Below are 16,906 nucleotides of genomic sequence, written 5' to 3'. Positions count from 1 at the left end.
CTACTACGGGGACCTGGACGCCGACGGCCTCGATATCCCCGCTCGCACCAGTGCGACCGCCCTCGAACACAACCTCCCCGCCATCCAACCCGCCACCGGCCTCTACCGCCTCCTCCTCACTCGACCTCGCAGCCTCGGCCAACCAATCCCCCAAGTGCACGCCGCCCGCCTCGCCAACTGGCTCCCCGACGACCTACAGGCCGCCGCACGGACAGTGCTCACTCAAGGCCACCGAATAGCCCAAGAGTCCACAAATCGGCGGGTCCTCCGCACCGACACCCATCAAGATCCCTGGTTCCCTTGACTCGATCGCGGGCTGCTACTCGCCTGCAGAAACCCGAGAGACGCTCGACGCGTATGCGATGGTCGATACCAGTTGCGCGCTCATCAGCATGTCAGTGCGTTGGTACATAGCAGGCATGATCGACGCAACGCGCCAGGGCCAGACCGGGGTGGCCGCCAGGATGCGCAAAGGGTATCTCTCTTTGGCCGAGAGATACCTCCGCGGCTTTGGAACGCATGTTCCCGTTGAGGTGCCGCAGTCGCTGCTATCGGGTGGTTGAGCGGTTGCGGGTTTTTGCGAGGGCTTCTAGGGCTGTTTCGTCGGCGTCGGGGAGGGTGTGTAGGTAGCGCTCAGTTGTTGCGATGGAGGTGTGGCCGAGGCGTTCTTTGACGACCTGGAGGTCGGCGCCGCCGTTGAGGAGCCAGGAGGCGTGGGCGTGGCGTAGGTCGCGCATGGTGGGTCTGGAGTTGAGGCCGGCGGCGGCCAGGGCGGGGTACCAGATTCTGCGGCGGAACCAGTCGTTGGGGATGTGGCCGTCGGTCTCTCGGACGCGGCGGGGGCGAGGGTCGTCTTTGCCCTTCGCGCGGCGGGCGGCTCGGTAGAGGGTGAAGGCGCCTCGGCAGTAGTCGCAGCGGCACCGTCCGGCGGTGTACGCGCTGAGGGTGCCGTGGTTGTAGGTGCGGCCCTTCTCGTTCGGTTCCGTGCGGCCGAGGGTGGCCGGGTCTGGGATCTCGGTGATGCGGGCTCGGGGCTTGTCTTGGGGTGGCATCTGGAAGAGGAGGTCGTCTCGGGTGAGGTCCGCCGAGCTGATGTGGGCTTGTAGTTTCTCGGTGATCTGGGTGCTGAGTTTGAAGCGGCGGTACTCCTTGTCCTTCGGGTACTCCTTGACGAGGAAGTGGCGGCCTTCGGGGTGGAACTTCGGGTTCAGCTCGACAACTGTGCGGCTGACGGTGAGGATGCGGGTTCTGAGGTTGAGGTCCTTCACGCGGAGCTCGCTGAGCTCGCCCCAGCGGAGGCCGCTCTCGATCTCGGTTTCGGCGAGGAGCCGGAAGGTTCCCTCGGGGAGTGCGTGATAGACGTCGTCGAACTGCTCGGGCGTGATGATCTCGAGGGGCTTGCGGACGACCGGGGGCGTGCGTACTCCGCGGCAAGGGTGGATGAAGGTGACCTGGTCGTCCATCGCCGTGGTGAAGATGGCGCTGAGGATGATCTTCTGGTAGCGGATGGTCACGGGCTTCATGCTTGGTTCTTGAGGGCGTGATCCACGCGCGGACGTGCTCGGCGAGGATGTCGATCATCCGCATCGAGCCGAACGTCGGCATGATGTTCCTGTAGATCGCGTACGTGTAGCCCTCACGGGTGGTGGCCTCGATCTGGTGGTTCGGGAGCCAGGTCTGCTCCACGTAGTCCTTGAAGCGTTGTCTGCCTCGGCCTGGGTCTCCCGTTCGGCCTCTGGCGACCTCGACCTCTTCTCGTTGCCATGCTTTGTCGGCGTCCTTTTTGTTGGAGTATGTACCGGCTGACCGGAGTCGACCCTTGATGTCGAGGTAGCAGGCCGTGTAGCGGTACTTTCCGTTGTCGCCCTTGCGCTTTTTCGCGTATCCCACGGCACGATTCTCCTTGATCATCCGTCCGTGATTTGTCCGTGGACGGTGGCGGACGGGCCATCCTTGTCCGTGAATGGCTGGCATCGGATTAGGCTGTCTACCTGGGATTTTAACGCGGGACGCCTTTGGCTGCATGTTCCCGAATGGACACTATTTTCGGTTCGGGACAAAGAAGTCGTGGGTTCAAATTCCGCCACCCTCGACAGGTTAAGCAGCACGTCAGAGACCGTTTCCCATGATCAGGGAAACGGGTTCTTGATTGCGTGTTCCTCGAATTGAATGTCGACCGCGGCGGTGCGGGTGGGGTTTCACGCGTAACGCTAGGGTTCGGTTGGGGGCGGTAGCGATGAATAGCGTGCTCGGCGATGGTTGAAGTGTGCGAGGTAATACGTTGTGCCGTCGAATTCGACTTCCATCGGTGGTGGGTCCGGCACCCAGCGCCAGCGTCGGCCGTCGAAGTCGGCTTCGATGCCGCGGGAGTTGAGGTTCGTCGCCCACTCGGCGGCGCTCTGCTCGGAGTCGAAGAGCATCCGCCCCAGCAGCCGGTGGACCGTGGGGCTGTAGATCGCCTTGGCCCGCGCGTGTTCGAGGTGACGGGACTCGATGATGATCCGGATATACCGGTGGCTGCCCCGATGCCGGCCGACGACGTACAGCCTTTCGCCGCCGTCACCGCAGAACGGCAGCGACACCCATACCTTGGCGCCAGCGGCGAAATGCTTGAGACCGCGTCTGACCTCGAGGTCGGGTCCGGCAAGCCGTTCCTGGACGACATTGGCCACGACGCCCCAGCCGAGCAACTCGTCCACACATCGATGCTAATGCCACCATCGTCAGCCCGGTCTGCTCTCTGCCCGGCTACGGCAATCGGCATGCCCGGACGCTCCGCTTTGGTCGCGCCGTGGTTCGAGCCAGCGTCGTCTGAAGCGAATGAGGGCGAGAGTCGATCATGTCCCGCGCCGAGATGGCGCCCAATGGCGGTCAAGGACGCCGTTGAGCGGCTCGTCGCCCGTCATCCGCGTTGAGTGGGTGGTCCTTCCTCCGGCGTGGTCGCTGGAAGATCAGCCCGAGCTGGTCCGGGCCGACCGGCTCGACCGGCCTTGTCGAGCAGGTCGTTCAGCGCTCGCCCATCGTGCCGAGCTTGACGGCGCTGACATGGAACTCCCACTGCGGCCATCCCAGATGGCGGGGCCGACGGGGTCACGCATTAGGGCTTCAGCGTTGGCGCTCGGTTGTCCCTACCCCCGAACCTCGGCGCCGGCGTTCGGGTCGTTCGTTGAGACCTAAGGAGAAGCGCTGACGAGGTCTGCGCATCGCGTTCCCAGGTCGGCGCCGGCGAGCGCCTGGCCACGGACGGCAAGGGCAGCTGTGTGGGTTCAGATACCCGCTAGCCCTGCGGGTTGTAGCAGCTCAGAGGGTTTCTGGATCGTGGGGATCGTTGGTGTACGTCGGGTTCGGGGCGGTGGGGCGGGGTCATGCCTAAGGCGGCTTAGGGATCTAAGGCGGTCTTAGGCGGCTAGATAGGGCTTCGTCCTGATGTGGGAGGTGGGGCCTTAGCGCGACTCTTTAGATGTCGGGCCGGAGGGGCCGGACGGGAACAAGGAGATCGCGATGATGCACCACGATGTCACCAGGGCCATTGCCGCCGACCGCGTACGTCGGCTGCGGGCCGAGGCCAAGGCCGACCGCCGCGCCGCGAAGGCTCGCAAGCGGTGAGCGGCCGGCCGCCGGGTGAGATGCCTGGCTGTCGCGCTATAACGAGACCCCCGTCACATGTGACGGGGGTCTTCGCGTTATCGGCGGTAGATGACGACGCCGCCGCCTTGTTCTACGACGCGGTAGCCCAGTTGCGGCAGTCTTCCGATGGTGGCGAGGTCCTCTGGCGACGGTTTGAACGGGCGGGACGAGGCCACGGCTACCCATTCTGGGAGAGGCCAGGACGGGCTTGGGAGGATCAGGCGGAACACCCTGCAGCGACGGGTGAGCTGCGGCGCCAGGCGGTTTGATGTGGCGACATCTGCTCCGTCTGGGACGGTGTCGAGGGTGTTTAGGGCGGGGGCGAAGCGTTCTCTTCCCTGCCATTCGTCGGCGTCGAACAGCCTCATCAGGGGCTGGCCTCCGAGGATGGTGATGGCTAGGGCGAAGGCGAGGATCGCTGTTGGCGCCGACTTTTGTACTGTGCGCAGTCTGCGGATGGCGTCGATTGCGGCGACGAAGACGATGGGCATGAGCACTGCGCTGTAGTGAAAGTCCGTTCCCCAGTACGCCGGGTTGCTCGTCCAGAAGCGTGCGGCGATGTAGGGAACGGCGATGAGGACCAGCGGAGACCTTAGGGCCAGCAGCAACGTCGGGGCCACTAGCGCCAGCAACGTCCAGCCCTTCACGTCCATTGAAGAGAAGAACGCGTCCGAGGCCGCCGTCTTGGCGTACGGGTAGACGTGACCGGGGCTGAACGCCGGAATGATGACGAAGACCGTCAGGAAGCCCGTGGCCAGCGCAACGGCTACGACCGCCGTACCGAGTCGACGGCTGCCCAGGCACAGGATGTAGCCGCCGATCGCCGCGACGAGGAGTGCCTGGTCTTCTTTGACCAGCAGCAGAGGCAATGACCAGCACGCCGCCGCCCGCCAGCGTTTGTGCGCCAGGAGTTCCAGGCTGCGCGCGGCAAGGGGCACCGCGAAGGCGATCTCGTGGAAGTCGAACTCCGCCGCCTGCTGGATGCCCCATGACAGGCCGTACCCGAAGCCGAGGCAGATCCCGGCGCGGCGGCCGAGGAACTCCATCGCGAGCCGTGTCACAGGGACTGCCGACAAAGCGAGCAGAAGCGCTTGGGCGATCAGCAGTGTGAGCGGCCCCGGAAAGAGCCGGTAGAACGGCGCGAGCAGGACGAGAGCCGGGTGGAAATGGTCGCCGAGCACATTGAAAGCAGGGCCTTTGAGCTCGGCGATGGGCGCCCTCAAGTGTGCGTACGCGCGTACCGCCTGCTCGAAGATGCCGAGGTCGTATCCAGCGGACCACAGCGAATGATGCCGGTTGACCGCCATCGCCGAATAGGCCGCGAAGAGCGTCGCCGCCACCGTCCAGGCCGCACGGTCGCGCAGTGGAAAAGGCATGGGGCACAGATTCGTGACGACGCCCTGAACCCACGCTTAAGCCACCTGAAGCCGGTTTCAGGAACGAACGTCGCGGCGCCGACATAATGGCCTGATGAGGCTGCTGCTGATCGAGGACGAGGAACGCTTCGCGGCCACGCTGAGTCACGGCCTCCGGGCCGACGGCTACGCGGTCGACGTCGCCCACGACGGCAGGCACGGCCTCGACCTCGCCCGCACCCATCCGTACGCGGCGGTGATCCTGGACATCATGCTGCCGGGCCTGAACGGTTACGCGGTCTGCGCCGAGCTGCGACGCGGCGGTTCGACCGTGCCGATCCTCATGCTGACGGCCAAGAACGGCGAGTACGACGAGGCGGAGGCGTTGGACACCGGCGCCGACGACTACATCTCCAAGCCGTTCTCGTACGTCGTGCTCGTGGCTCGGCTGCGTGCGCTGCTCCGGCGCGGCGGAGCGACCAGGCCGTCCGCGCTCACGGTCGGGGACCTGTGGATGGACCCGGCCGCGCGCACCTGCCGCCGCGGCGCCACGGACGTGACGTTGACGGCCAAGCAGTTCGCGGTCCTGGAGTGCCTCGCACGGCGGCCGAACGAGGTGGTCGCCAAGACCGAGATCCTCGACGAGGTCTGGGACCAGCAGTTCGAGGGCGACGTCAACATCGTCGAGGTGTACGTACGGGCGCTGCGCCGCAAGCTCGACGTCCCGTTCGGCCGCACCTCGATCCAGACCGTGCGCGGTGCCGGATACCGGCTGATGGCCACCGATGCCTAGGCCGCTGCCGCTGCGCTGCGTGCTCTCCGTCCGGGCGAGGGCCGCGTTGGCGGCGGCGCTGGCGACGCTCCTGGTCTTCGGCGCGGGAGGCTGGTGGCTGCGCGACGTGATCCGGGGCCAGTGGGAGAAGGAGGCGCTGGAGCAGGCCACTCGCAACGCCTTCGCGGTCACGTCCACCGCGGAGACCGGCCGGCACACGGATGTGGATGACGGTGCCGTCTTCATCGTGGTGCTCGAGAACGGGCAGTGGTTCGTTCACACGGACGGCCCTCCCGGCGCACAGGCCTCGGAGGCGGCGCGACTGCTGCCGCCGGCCGAGGGGCTGCCTCCCGATACGAGATGGCACACCCGGTCCCTCCCTCTCCCAGAGGAGCTCGCGAACACGGTCTCGTCGTGGATGAGCACGGACGGCACCGAAGGCGGCTTCGACGGAGGGGGTTCGCGACTGACTCGCACGTTCGCGGTCGGAGTCACCGACACGCTCCCGGCGGAGCGCGTCCGCGCGTTCACCGGGCTGGTGGAGGCGCCCGCGCAGCGGCTGACCGTCTACTCGCTAGCCCCGATCGAACGCACCGAGACGGCCGTCGCCACCATCGACCGGTTCTTCAGGTGGGCGCTGCCGGTCGCGGTGGTGTTCGTCGGGCTCGTCGCCTGGCTGGTCACCGGGCGCGCGCTACGTCCCGTCGAGGCGATCCGCACGAAGATGAACGAGATCGGCGCCCGCGCCACCGACCAGCGGGTACCCGTGCCGTCCGGCAGCACCGAGATCGCGATGCTCGCCCGTGCCACCAATGAGACCCTCGACCGGCTCGAACGCGCGCTGATCCAGCAACGGCGGTTCGTCGCCGACGCCTCGCACGAGCTGCGGTCACCGCTGGCCGGGCTCCGCAGCGCGCTGGAGATCCCGCTCGTTCATCCGGACGAGGCGGACTGGCAGGCCGTCGTCTCGACCGCGCTGACCGACACCATCCGCCTGCAGCGGCTCACCGACGACCTGCTGCTGCTGGCCTCGGACGTCCGGATGCCGTCCGAGTCCGGCGAACGCACCGATCTGGCCGATCTCGTCGAAGAACAGGTCGCCGAACGCGCCGCGGTCAAGGACGGCGGGCCGGCGTTCACCGTCGCCGCCTCCGGCCCCGGCTCCGGCCCCGGCTCCGGTTCCGGCCCCGGCTCCGGTTCCGGCTCCGGTTCCGGCTCCGGCTCCGGTTCCGGCTCCGGCTCCACTCTCGTCGTGGGGAGCGAGGTACGGCTCGGGCGTGTGATCCGCAACCTGTTCGACAACGCCGCGAGGTACGCCCGTACGGAGGTCGTCACGACGGTCACGGCGGACGCCGGAACGGTCACGCTCACGGTCGCGGACGACGGGCCCGGCATCCCGGGCGCCGACCGCGAGCGGATCTTCGACCGTTTCGTCCGGCTCGACGCCGCGCGGGCACGGACGACCGGCGGCGCCGGGCTCGGGCTGACCATCGTCCGCGAACTCGTCGCCGGCCTCGGCGGCACGGTGTACGCCGCCGAGCCCGTCGAAGGCGCGCGGTTCGTCGTCCGCCTGCCCGCCGCCGGCGCCGACGTCAGCCGCAGAACGCCGTCTCCGCGGCCTTGTCCAGATCGGCCTTGAGCCGGGGGTCGGATTCCAGCGCGGGGCTGTTGTCGTTGTAGGTGATGACGGCCTGGCGCTTGCCGTCGGCGCTGGTGTACGTCCAGGTGCGGTAGCCGGGGAAGCCGCCGTCGTGCCCCCATGCGATACCGCACGAGAACCGGGTCTTCACGACGCCGAGACCGTAGTCCTGCACGACGCTCCCGTCCGCGACCGGCCGGGTGGTCTTCAGCTCGCGCTGCAGACGCCGGGGAAGCAGGCGGCCCGTGTAGAGCGCGCGGTGGAACGTCGCGACGTCGTCCACGGTCGAGATCACGCCGCCGGACGTCCACGCGCTCGACGGGCTGATCGCGGTGCTGACGTCGCCGTACGGGTCCATGTAGCCGTGCACGTACGGCCCCGGGAACGAACGGTCGGTGGCCATCGAGGTGTGGCGCAGCCCGAGCGGCCGGACGATGCGCCGCTGGATCTCGTCGCCCGCCGAACGCCCCGTCACCCTCTCGATGATCATTCCGGCGAGGACGTAGTTGGTGTTGGAGTAGGTGCCCTTGGCGATCGGCGGGGTCTCCTGCGCGATGTCGATCAGTTCCTGCGGCTTCCATTCACGCTGCGGCTCGGTCCAGATCCGGGGGTCCAGCGTGTAGTCCTTCAACCCGCTGGTGTGGTCGAGCAGCCGCCGGATGGTGATCTTTGATCCGTCGTTGCCGCTGCGGGTCACCGCGCCGGGCAGCCACCGTTCCACGGTGTCGTCGAGTGAGACACGCCGTTCGGCGACCAGCTGCAGCAGGACCGTGCTGGTGAACGTCTTGGTAACGCTCGCGATCCGGAACCTGAGCCGCGCGTCCATCCGCCGCCCGGTCGCCTTGTCGGCAACCCCCGCCGTCACGTGCTTGACCCGTCCGCCACGGCGGCTTAGCACGATGACGCCCGGCAGCCCATCCTCCACCAGTCGTTCCGCCACCGCCTCCAACCGCCTTCCGGATACCCCCGAAGCACCTCCGGAAGAAGCGCCATCCCCCCGAGCGGTGGTGGAGGCGGTGGCGGAGAGGGGGATCAGGGTGGTGGCGAGGGCTCCGGTCAGGGTGACGGTCAGCAGGGCACGGCGGATGCGGGCGGGGTTGTACGGCATGACGGGCTCCTCGTTGATCAGCGTGTTCGGGGTCTTGCGTGATCAACTTTGGCCGGGGGCGGTGGCGTGATGAATGGCCCTGAGCACCGGAAGGGAGGTGTACCTACGTTCACCTTGCGGGGTTGGCGGCGGAGCCTTCGGTACTCAGGAGCACGATCGTTCGCGCGTGGCCGGGAGCCAGTGCCGGGCGGCGTTCGGGGGTGAGGGCCGCCCGTACGCCCGCGAGGGCCGCCGCGCCGCAGGGGCCTGCGGGAACGCCGAGCGCGGCCAGGTCACGCGCGGCCCGGGAGGCGGCGGCGTCGGTCACCGCCGCCGCCGCGTCCAGGCCGCCTCGCAGGTACGGCCACGCGAGGCTGGACGGCGTTGCGCAGTTGAGCCCCGCCATGATCGTCGGGCCGGTCTCGGGGGTGGTGGTGAGGCGGCCGAGGGCGAGGCTCGCCAGCACCGAGGCGGCCGTCTCGGGCTCGACCGACAGGAGCGTGGGCCCGTCCGGCGCGCTCCGGTAGTGCGCCACGGCGGCCTGGGCCAGTGACCCGACGCCGACAGGGACGGCGACGAGCCCGGCGGGCCCGGCACCGGCGGCCTGCAACTGCGCGTCCACCTCGGCGAAGAGGGTGGCGTACCCCTCGACCACCCATTGGGGCACCTGCTCGTATCCGGGCCACGCCGTGTCCTGGATGAGCAGGCTCGCGGGCTCGTCGGCCGAGGCGGCGGCTTCCCGTACCGCGTCGTCGTAGGAGCCGGCGATCTCGACCACCGTGGCGCCCTCGGCCTTGATCGCCGCGCGGGCGGCTGGGTGCACGCCGTCGGGGACGAACACCTCGGCAGTCAGCCCCAGCAGCCCCGCCATGCGCGCGACGGCGCGTCCGTGGTTGCCGTCGGTGGCGGTCACGAGGCGTACGGGCGGCAGGTCGACGATCCGTTCGCGCAACTGGTCGAACGAGACGCGGCCGAGACCGTGGTGGTCGGTGAGGGCGCGGTGGACCGCCCAGGACGCGCCAAGGATCTTGAACGCGGGAAGGCCGAAGCGCGACGACTCGTCCTTCACGAACACCCGGCCGACCTCCAGTTCCTCGGCCAGCGCCGGGAGCTCGACGAGCGGCGTCGGCGCGTAGCCGGGCAGCCCGGCGTGGAAGCCCGTCACGTCGGGCGAGGAAACCGGGCTGATCCAGGAGCGCGCCGCAGGGCGCGACAGCCACGTCCGGCCGGGCGTAGGGAGGAGCGTCTGCGTTGTCATGGCGCTACCCTGGCCCAGCTCAGTTCTATCGGTCTAGCGAACCTTTCTTAGCGATAACGTTCGGGAAAACTGAAAGGTGTGGCGGGGCATGCTCGACCTCCACCGGCTCCGGCTCCTGCGTGAGCTCAAGCATCGCGGCACCCTCACCGCCGTCGCCGAAGCCCTCTCCTACAGCCCGTCCTCGATCTCGCAACAGCTCGCCGTGCTGGAGAGGGAGGTCGGCGTCCCCCTCCTCGAACCGGTCGGCCGGCGCGTACGGCTCACCGAACAGGCCGAGATCCTCGTCGTCCACACCGAGGCCGTGCTGGAGCAGCTCGAACGGGCGGAGGCCGAGCTCGCCGCGTCCATGGCGGGGCTCACCGGGGTACTGCGGATCGCCACGTTCCAGACCGCCGCCATGGCCCTGCTCCCGACCGCGCTCACGCTCCTGCGCGAAGCCCATCCTGGACTGCGTGTCCAGGTGACTCAGACGGAGCCGGAGGCCGCCCTCCCCGCGTTGCTCGCCCGGGACTTCGACCTGGTCATGGCGGAGGAGTACCCCGGCAACCCAAGTGCGCGGTACGAGGAGATCGAGCAGCTGGGCCTCTGCGAGGACGAGATCCGGCTCGCCATGCCCGAAGGCTCCCCGGAGGACGTGACGGGGCCGGCGGCTTTGGCGGACCGGCCGTGGGTCATGGAGCCGATGGGCACGGAGGCACGGCAGTGGGCGACGACGCTGTGCCGCACCGCGGGATTCGAACCCGACGTTCGCTTCGAGTCCAGCGATCTTCTCCTCCACGCGCGCCTCGTCGAGGAGGGACATGCCGTGGCGTTGTTGCCGGACCTGGTCTGGTCGGGACGGTCGGCGGACGGCGTCGTGCTGCGTTCGTTGCCGTCCGGCCAGCGGCGCCGGCGCCTGATGACGGCGGTACGGCGAGGCGGCGGGCAACATCCGGCCATCCGCGCGTGCCGTGCCGCTTTGCTGAGCACGGTCGAGGCGAACTCACTGGCGAAACCCCTGGCCGAGGACACCGGCCCCTGAGTACGTGGGGCGAAGCCTAAGGGCTGCCATGGGGGTTGGCTCCACCATGGTTGGGGGTTTTCCCCGATGGTGCAGGGAACACAGGGTTGTCATCGTTGTCAGTACGCGAAACGGGGCCTTAGGCCCCGGCTAAGGAAGAAGGCACGCGATGTCGACCACGCCATCTACGACCGCGTTGAGCATCTGCGATCTGGCCCGGCTTCTGTTCACCAGCCGGCTGCAGGCCTCTGACCATCCCACTGCCGAACAGGTACGTGACGCCATCGATGAGCGGCTGTGCGCCTGGGGTGCCGACTGCGGCACCTGCCTGGCGTCCGTCGCGCAGGAGGCGGGCGACCACCCCGAGGCGTACGCCGTGCGCATGCGCTGGGCCCTGGAAACGGTGACGCGCGTTTATCCGCACGCCGTGGCCGTCGCCTGAACGCGCACACCGGAACCTGAGACCGGCACAGAGGAGATGGATTCAGATGACGTCACGCACTGCCCGCTCACGCTTCGCGGACCGGCCGGAAGAGATCGCCCCGCAGAGCCTCAGCGACCTGCTGTCGGCCGAGGAGCCCCAGAACGGTGCGCCGGGCGGCACGGGAGGTCGCCGGGGCAGAAAACGCCCGGCCATGACCTTGCGCCGTGTCACCTGACGACGTTGCGCCGTGTCACCTGACGACCTTGCGCCGTGTCACCTGACGACCCGGACATCCAACGACCGGCGGCCGGCCCCCTGGACAAGGGGTCCGGCCGTCACCATGTCCGGGCGAGGGCCTGCGGGCTGGTCACGACGTTGACTTCTTCTTCTTCTTTTTCTTCTTCTTGTCGCTGTCGGGCTCCCACTCGTACCCGGGCGTGCCGTTCTCGCAGTACTTGTTGGACACCTTGGTGTCGGTGGCGTCGAGCTCACACCAGCGTTTCTCGGAGCACGCGCCCAGCCCGAGCCCGGCGACCAGAACGGTCCCCGCGAGCATGACGGATCTGGCCTTGGACATGTCGGCCTCTCTCGGGTCGGAGGACACCCTGCGAACCGGGAGAGGGTAGCGCGAAAGCCCTGATCAATGGCACTGGAGGCGGCGTCAGGAGACGGTGTCGGCCCCGGGCGAGACGGGTTCCCGGGCGGCGCGGGCCACGGCGGCGCTCTGCATGAGCGAGTTGGGTACCGCGAACCGGCCCTCGTCGCTCGTCAGGTCCACGTACAGGAGGCCGATCTCCTCCACCCGGCCGTGGAGCTCGCCGCCCAGCGGCCCCGAACGGATGTGGACCTCGTCCCCGATGTCGAAGGTCCGCGCGTACAGCAGGACGATCCCGGCGAAGACGTTCGCCAGCGTCTGCTGCCCGGCGATGCCGAGGAGAACGCCGGTCACCGCGCCGCCCAGCACGAGCTGCCCGACAGGCAGATTCACCAGGCCGAGCATCACGATGAACGCGAGGGCCGCGCCGACGAGCACGATCGCCAGCCTGATGATCGCGGCACGGCCGTCACCGAGACGCGGCGCGGTGACCCTGCGGATTTCGCCGCCCAGGCTGACCACCGCCGCCAGCGCGAACGCCATGAAGACGATCGCGCCGCCCCAGGCGAGCAGCCGGGAACCCGCACCGCCGCCGCCCGGATCGCCGAAGCCGGACGCGATCGCGGCGCCCAGCGCGAGGACGCCGCACCCGATCGCACGACGGAGCCTGGGCCGCACCGCCGCCTGCAGGCGCGGGAGGTGTCCCCCGGCCTCGTTCGTCATCGCGCGGTTCCCCCCGTCGCCGCACCTGACCGTCCCCTGGCTTCTGGCACGGACTGTGCCCTTGGTCATCGAGAGTGAAACTATGCTGGCCACCGTGAGGGACGAGCCCGCGGCCAGCGCCGCCGACGAGATCGGTTCAGCCGCCGGAGCGGAGACCGCCCGGGAGTACCGGATCAGCGAGCTTGCGCAGGCCGCCGGGATTCCCGTACGAACGTTGCGTTACTACCAGGAGCGCAAGCTCCTGCCTCCGCCGCGCCGCGAGGGCCGGATCGGGCTCTACTCCGAGGACCACCTCGCCCGGCTGCGCGTGATCGGCAACCTGCTCGAACGCGGGCACACGCTGGAGGGCATCCGCGAGCTGTTGTCCGCCTGGGAACAGGGCCACGACGTCGCGGCGGTGCTCGGGCTGGAGAAGACGGTCACCGAGCCGTGGTCCCGGGAGACCCCGGTCACGATGTCGCTGACCGAGCTGGCCGAGCTGTTCCCGGGCGAGGTCGACCCGGCGGCCGTCGAGCAGGCGGTCGCGCTCGGCCACATCGCGATCGACGGCGATCAGGTGACGCACTGGAGCCGCCGCCAGCTCGACGCCACGGTGGCGCTCGTCCGCGCGGGGGTGCCGTTGAGCGAGGTGCTCACCACCAGCCGGCGGCTGCAGCAGAGCGTCGACGAGCTGGCGGACATGTTCGTCGAGATGATCATGACGCATGTGGTCGGCCCCCTGAACACCACGGACCTGGCCGACCGTGAGCTCACCGACCTGACCGACACGCTCGCCCGGCTGCGCCCCGGCGCCGAGGTCGCGGTCGAGGCCGGGTTCGCCAGGGCCATGGAACGCCGCGTCCGGCAGGAGATCGACCGCGTCTTCGGCCGCCTCGCCACCACCCACCGTGACACCGGAGAGTCTCCGGCCTGAGCGCTGCCCGTCACCATCCAACGCGCCCGCCCGCTCGGACGCGCTGACACGCGACCCGTCGACCCGCGACGCCCGACGCGCGACGTCGCGACGTCCGACCCGCGACGTCCGACGCGTCGACCCGCGACGTCTCAGGCGTCAACCCGCGACGCGCCCGGTGCGCACGACCCACTGGACGCGCGACGCGCATAAGGGGGGCCCACGACCCGCGGTCGCGCCGGATGCGCCTGACGCGCGACGCGCCCGACCCGCGGTCGCGCCGGACGCGCCGAACGCGCCGGACGTGCGACCCGCGACCCGCGACGCACCTGGCGCGCGGCGCTTGGCCCGCGACGCGCGGCACGCGAAGTCTGAGGCACGCGGCACGCGACGTCTGAGGCACGCGGCACGCGGCACGCGGCACGCGAAGTCTGACGTGCGACGCGCCCGGTGCGCGACGCGTGCGACGCTCGGCCGTCCGCGCTGTACACAGGGTGTGGAAAGGATTCGGTACGCAGTCGTTATCGCCGACCCACTTGCCTCTCCGGCACCACACATCGGTACCGTGACTCAAATGCCACGAGCTGTCCGCCGAACTCTGTCCGCCACGCTGCTCGCCGGAGCCGTCCTCGTCTCTTCGGCCGGCCTCACCGCGATCCCCGCGAACGCGTCGCACGCCGCGACCGCCGCGAACGCCGCTCGGTTGACGAGCGCTCCCGCGGACGCGGCGGCCAATCCCTGCAGGTCGACCACGAACCCGCGGCTCGCCAAGAACCTCGGCACCGCGATCCAGACGGCACTGCGCGGCCGCACCGGCATCGAGTCGGTCGGGGTCTACGACCGCAAGCGGAAGATCGTGTGCACGGTGGACGCCGCGCGCCGCTTCGACTCCGCCAGCGTCGTCAAGGCGACCATCCTGGGCGCCGTCCTGCGCCGGGCCATCGAGCAGAAGCGGCTGCTGAACAAGACCGAGAAGTCGCTCGCGTACAAGATGATCACACGGTCGGACAACGACGCCGCCTCGGCGTTGTGGCGCTCGGTCGGCCGGGCCCGCATGCAGCGGTTCCTCAAGCTCGCCGGGATGACGCAGACGAAGCTCGGCCCCGGCCGCTACTGGGGGCTGACCCAGATCACCGCCCGCGACCAGATCAAGTTCCTCAACCTCGTGACCTCGCGCAACAAGGTCCTGACCGATCGGGCACGGCGGTACGAGCTGAGCCTGATGAACCGCGTGGTCTCGTCGCAGCGCTGGGGCACCCCGACCGGCCGCCCCTCCGGTGTGAAGTGGCACGTGAAGAACGGCTGGCTGCCACGGCACGGCCGCTACTGGCGGGTCCACAGCATCGGCAGCTTCTCCGGCCGCGGCGAGGACTACATGATCGTCGTGCTCACCCGCGACACCCCGTCGATGACGTACGGCATCCGCACGATCGAACGCGTCGCCCGCGCCGTGCACAGCCGCCTCAACCCGAACAAGCGCACCATGACGGTCGAAAGCGTCCCGGACCCGACCTGGGAGACCTCCGACGGCTCGGTCCCGCCGAACCGCTGATGACCCGCTGAGCAGCCGAACGGGGCGGATCCACGACGTGGGTCCGCCCCGTTCGTCGTCGGCCATTGCGCTCCGTACGCCGTTCCGGCCCCGTTCGTCGTCGGCATTGCGCTCCGTACGCCGTTCCGGCCCCGTTCACGAGGAGCCGGTGTGCGGTGAGGCACGGTGTTCTGGGCCTTCCGATATGCGGACTGCCGCATACTTGGTCGCATGGTCGACGACGAACGCTGGAAGGCCCGGTTCCGGGCCGCCCGGGTCAGCCTGCCTGGCTGGGCACGTAACGCACCGCACCGGTCCACCTACCGGTCGAACGTGACGGGGACCTGGGAGATCTACTCCTGGGATCGCACGACCGACGAGCGGCGGCAGATTACGGACCGCCCTAACGGGACCTGGATGGGCGGCGTCGACCCGTCGGGCGAATGGATCTGGTGGTTCGCCGACACCGACGGTGACGAGTTCGGCGTCTGGCGGCGCACGCCGTTCGGCGGCGGCGACAGCTCGCCCGCGGTGCCGGGATTGGAGCCGTCGTACCCGTCCGGCCTGGCACTCGGCTCCAGCGGGCTCGCCGTCGTCGGCCGTTCCACCGAATCCGGCACCACCGTGCACCTGTGCCGGCCCGGCGCGGCGCCCGAGACGTTGTACGAGCACGCCGAGGACGCCCACGTCGCGGCGCTGGCACGCGACGAGAGCCTCATCGCGATCGGCCACAGCGAGCACGGCGACAGCCGCCACATGGCGCTGCGCGTCGTACGCCCGGACGGCACGAAGGTCGCCGACCTGTGGGACGGGCCGGGCAAGGGGCTCTACGGCGACTCGTTCGCGCCGGTCGAGGGCGACTCGCGGCTGCTGGTCAACCACGAGCGGCGCGGCAAGGACGAACTGCTCATCTGGGACCCGGTCGCGGGCACCCAGCACGAGATCGTCCTTGAACTGCCCGGCGAGGTCGGCGCCGACTGGTACACCGACGGGACCGCGTTGCTGATCTCGCACTCGTACGAGGCGCGGGACGAGCTCTACCGCTACGACCTGGCGGACGGGTCGCTGACCCGGATCGAGACGCCGCGCGGGGTCATCGGCGGCGCGACCCCGCGGCCCGACGGGACCGTGGAGTTCTCGTGGTCGTCGGCGGCCGAGCCGCCGGTGATCCGTTCGACGTCGGGCGCGGTCGTGCTCACGCCGCCCGGCCCGCCCGCGCCGCCGTCCGTACCGATGGAGGACGCCTGGGTGGACGGTCCCGGCGGGCGCATCCACGCGCTCGTCAGCCGCCCCGCCACCGGATCGGCCCCGTATCCGACGGTCTTCGACGTCCACGGCGGCCCGACCGCGCAGGACGACGACTCCTTCGCACCGGCCACCGCGGCCTGGGTCGACCACGGTTTCGCGGTCGTCCACGTCAACTACCGGGGCTCGACCGGCTACGGCTCGCAGTGGCGCGACGCCATCGAGGGCCGCGTCGGCCTGACCGAGCTCGAAGACATCAAGGCCGTGCGCGACTGGGCCGTGGAATCGGGCCTCGCCGACCCGGGCCGCCTCGTGCTCACCGGCGGCTCGTGGGGCGGCTACCTCACGCTCCTCGGCATCGGCACGCAGCCGGAGGACTGGTCGGTCGCGGTGGCGGCCGTGCCCGTCGCCGACTACGTCGCGGCGTACGAGGACGAGATGGAGGCGCTCCAGGCGTTCGACCGGTCGTTGTTCGGCGGCTCACCGGACGAGGTGCCGGACCGCTACCGCGAGTCGTCACCGCTGACGTACGTCGAGCAGGTCAAGGCACCGGTGCTGATCCTCGCCGGGGAGAACGACCCGCGCTGCCCGATCCGGCAGATCGACAACTATCTCGGCAGGCTGGCCGAGCTGGGACGGCCGCACGAGGTCTACCGGTACGACGCCGGGCACGGCTCGCTGGTCGTCGAGGAACGCATCAAGCAGATGGAGGCCGAGATGACCTTTGCCCGGAAACAGCTCGGAATGTCGTGACACGC

General features: G+C 69.4%; 15 protein-coding genes and 1 pseudogene. 8 read left to right on the top strand and 8 right to left on the bottom strand.

The features are described 5' to 3' along the window. Positions 1–548: 548 nt before the first annotated feature. From ABD333_RS31520 to ABD333_RS31505, 4 genes and pseudogenes are all read right to left on the bottom strand, one after another. Entirely contained in the window at positions 549–1,523 is a 975-nt protein-coding gene (locus ABD333_RS31520; protein ID WP_344546173.1) for a tyrosine-type recombinase/integrase, read from the bottom strand. 79 nt (positions 1,524–1,602) lie between these two features. Then, positions 1,603–1,911, bottom strand: a pseudogene (locus ABD333_RS31515) (tyrosine-type recombinase/integrase); the annotation flags it as partial. 299 nt (positions 1,912–2,210) lie between these two features. Beyond that, the gene (locus tag ABD333_RS31510; RefSeq protein WP_344546172.1) at positions 2,211–2,699 is read right to left on the bottom strand and encodes a hypothetical protein; all 489 of its coding nucleotides are present in this window, start codon (positions 2,697–2,699) and stop codon (positions 2,211–2,213) included. 984 nt (positions 2,700–3,683) lie between these two features. Continuing rightward, complete coding sequence (locus tag ABD333_RS31505; RefSeq protein WP_344546171.1) at positions 3,684–4,967, bottom strand: DUF2079 domain-containing protein; 1,284 nt, start codon at positions 4,965–4,967, stop codon at positions 3,684–3,686. Positions 4,968–5,097: 130 nt separating this feature from the next. Between ABD333_RS31505 and ABD333_RS31500 the strand changes: the two genes are divergently transcribed. Together ABD333_RS31500 and ABD333_RS31495 are read left to right on the top strand one after the other, a co-directional pair. Continuing rightward, on the top strand, positions 5,098–5,775 hold the full coding sequence (locus ABD333_RS31500; protein WP_344546170.1) for a response regulator transcription factor: 678 nt from the start codon (positions 5,098–5,100) through the stop codon (positions 5,773–5,775). Next, positions 5,768–7,393: a sensor histidine kinase gene (locus ABD333_RS31495; protein WP_344546169.1), complete on the top strand. Its 1,626-nt coding sequence runs from the start codon at positions 5,768–5,770 to the stop codon at positions 7,391–7,393. The genes ABD333_RS31500 and ABD333_RS31495 overlap by 8 nt, the downstream gene beginning before the upstream one ends. On the opposite strand, the gene ABD333_RS31490 is transcribed toward ABD333_RS31495, so the two are convergent. Both ABD333_RS31490 and ABD333_RS31485 read right to left on the bottom strand, forming a co-directional pair. Next, on the bottom strand, positions 7,347–8,501 hold the full coding sequence (locus tag ABD333_RS31490; protein ID WP_344546168.1) for a serine hydrolase domain-containing protein: 1,155 nt from the start codon (positions 8,499–8,501) through the stop codon (positions 7,347–7,349). The two genes, ABD333_RS31495 and ABD333_RS31490, sit on opposite strands and share 47 nt — an antisense overlap. 109 nt (positions 8,502–8,610) lie before the next feature. After that, the gene (locus tag ABD333_RS31485) at positions 8,611–9,738 is read right to left on the bottom strand and encodes a diaminopropionate ammonia-lyase (RefSeq protein WP_344546167.1); all 1,128 of its coding nucleotides are present in this window, start codon (positions 9,736–9,738) and stop codon (positions 8,611–8,613) included. 88 nt (positions 9,739–9,826) lie between these two features. On the opposite strand from ABD333_RS31485, the gene ABD333_RS31480 reads away from it, so the two are divergent. From ABD333_RS31480 to ABD333_RS31470, 3 genes are all read left to right on the top strand, one after another. After that, positions 9,827–10,759: a LysR substrate-binding domain-containing protein gene (locus ABD333_RS31480; protein ID WP_344546166.1), complete on the top strand. Its 933-nt coding sequence runs from the start codon at positions 9,827–9,829 to the stop codon at positions 10,757–10,759. Positions 10,760–10,907: 148 nt separating this feature from the next. Continuing rightward, a complete protein-coding gene (locus ABD333_RS31475; RefSeq protein ID WP_344546165.1) occupies positions 10,908–11,180 on the top strand; it encodes a hypothetical protein in 273 nt (90 codons plus the stop codon). Positions 11,181–11,226: 46 nt separating this feature from the next. Further along, positions 11,227–11,397 carry a hypothetical protein gene (locus tag ABD333_RS31470; RefSeq protein ID WP_344546164.1) on the top strand — a complete coding sequence of 57 codons (171 nt, stop codon included), beginning with the start codon at positions 11,227–11,229 and terminating at the stop codon, positions 11,395–11,397. 132 nt (positions 11,398–11,529) lie between these two features. On the opposite strand, the gene ABD333_RS31465 is transcribed toward ABD333_RS31470, so the two are convergent. Next, the gene (locus tag ABD333_RS31465) at positions 11,530–11,739 is read right to left on the bottom strand and encodes a hypothetical protein (RefSeq protein ID WP_344546163.1); all 210 of its coding nucleotides are present in this window, start codon (positions 11,737–11,739) and stop codon (positions 11,530–11,532) included. An 84-nt stretch (positions 11,740–11,823) separates the two neighbouring features. Continuing rightward, on the bottom strand, positions 11,824–12,480 hold the full coding sequence (locus ABD333_RS31460) for a mechanosensitive ion channel domain-containing protein (RefSeq protein WP_344546162.1): 657 nt from the start codon (positions 12,478–12,480) through the stop codon (positions 11,824–11,826). A gap of 94 nt (positions 12,481–12,574) precedes the next feature. Here ABD333_RS31460 and ABD333_RS31455 point away from each other — a divergent pair, with 94 nt between their 5' ends. The 3 genes from ABD333_RS31455 to ABD333_RS31445 all read left to right on the top strand — a co-directional run bounded on the left by ABD333_RS31455 (position 12,575) and on the right by ABD333_RS31445 (position 16,901). Further along, complete coding sequence (locus tag ABD333_RS31455) at positions 12,575–13,393, top strand: MerR family transcriptional regulator (RefSeq protein WP_344546161.1); 819 nt, start codon at positions 12,575–12,577, stop codon at positions 13,391–13,393. 553 nt (positions 13,394–13,946) lie between these two features. Beyond that, positions 13,947–14,924 carry a serine hydrolase gene (locus tag ABD333_RS31450; protein ID WP_344546160.1) on the top strand — a complete coding sequence of 326 codons (978 nt, stop codon included), beginning with the start codon at positions 13,947–13,949 and terminating at the stop codon, positions 14,922–14,924. Positions 14,925–15,134: 210 nt separating this feature from the next. Continuing rightward, on the top strand, positions 15,135–16,901 hold the full coding sequence (locus ABD333_RS31445; protein WP_344546159.1) for a S9 family peptidase: 1,767 nt from the start codon (positions 15,135–15,137) through the stop codon (positions 16,899–16,901). The last annotated feature ends 5 nt before the right edge of the window (positions 16,902–16,906 follow it).

It is taken from the genome of Actinomadura fulvescens (assembly GCF_039533225.1).
Classification (GTDB): domain Bacteria; phylum Actinomycetota; class Actinomycetes; order Streptosporangiales; family Streptosporangiaceae; genus Spirillospora; species Spirillospora fulvescens.
Note: the sequence above shows the minus strand (reverse complement) of the source record. Positions and strands in the feature narration are given on the sequence as shown.

Bases quoted from the DNA above. Each gene is read 5' to 3' on its own strand.
- ABD333_RS31520 (WP_344546173.1), bottom strand. From the start codon at position 1,523: ATGAAGCCCGTGACCATCCGCTACCAGAAGATCATCCTCAGCGCCATC.
- ABD333_RS31500 (WP_344546170.1), top strand. From the start codon at position 5,098: ATGAGGCTGCTGCTGATCGAGGACGAGGAACGCTTCGCGGCCACGCTG.
- ABD333_RS31485 (WP_344546167.1), bottom strand. From the start codon at position 9,738: ATGACAACGCAGACGCTCCTCCCTACGCCCGGCCGGACGTGGCTGTCG.
- ABD333_RS31450 (WP_344546160.1), top strand. From the start codon at position 13,947: ATGCCACGAGCTGTCCGCCGAACTCTGTCCGCCACGCTGCTCGCCGGA.
- ABD333_RS31445 (WP_344546159.1), top strand. From the start codon at position 15,135: ATGGTCGACGACGAACGCTGGAAGGCCCGGTTCCGGGCCGCCCGGGTC.
- ABD333_RS31495 (WP_344546169.1), top strand. From the start codon at position 5,768: ATGCCTAGGCCGCTGCCGCTGCGCTGCGTGCTCTCCGTCCGGGCGAGG.
- ABD333_RS31490 (WP_344546168.1), bottom strand. From the start codon at position 8,501: ATGCCGTACAACCCCGCCCGCATCCGCCGTGCCCTGCTGACCGTCACC.
- ABD333_RS31465 (WP_344546163.1), bottom strand. From the start codon at position 11,739: ATGTCCAAGGCCAGATCCGTCATGCTCGCGGGGACCGTTCTGGTCGCC.
- ABD333_RS31480 (WP_344546166.1), top strand. From the start codon at position 9,827: ATGCTCGACCTCCACCGGCTCCGGCTCCTGCGTGAGCTCAAGCATCGC.
- ABD333_RS31460 (WP_344546162.1), bottom strand. From the start codon at position 12,480: ATGACGAACGAGGCCGGGGGACACCTCCCGCGCCTGCAGGCGGCGGTG.
- ABD333_RS31475 (WP_344546165.1), top strand. From the start codon at position 10,908: ATGTCGACCACGCCATCTACGACCGCGTTGAGCATCTGCGATCTGGCC.
- ABD333_RS31470 (WP_344546164.1), top strand. From the start codon at position 11,227: ATGACGTCACGCACTGCCCGCTCACGCTTCGCGGACCGGCCGGAAGAG.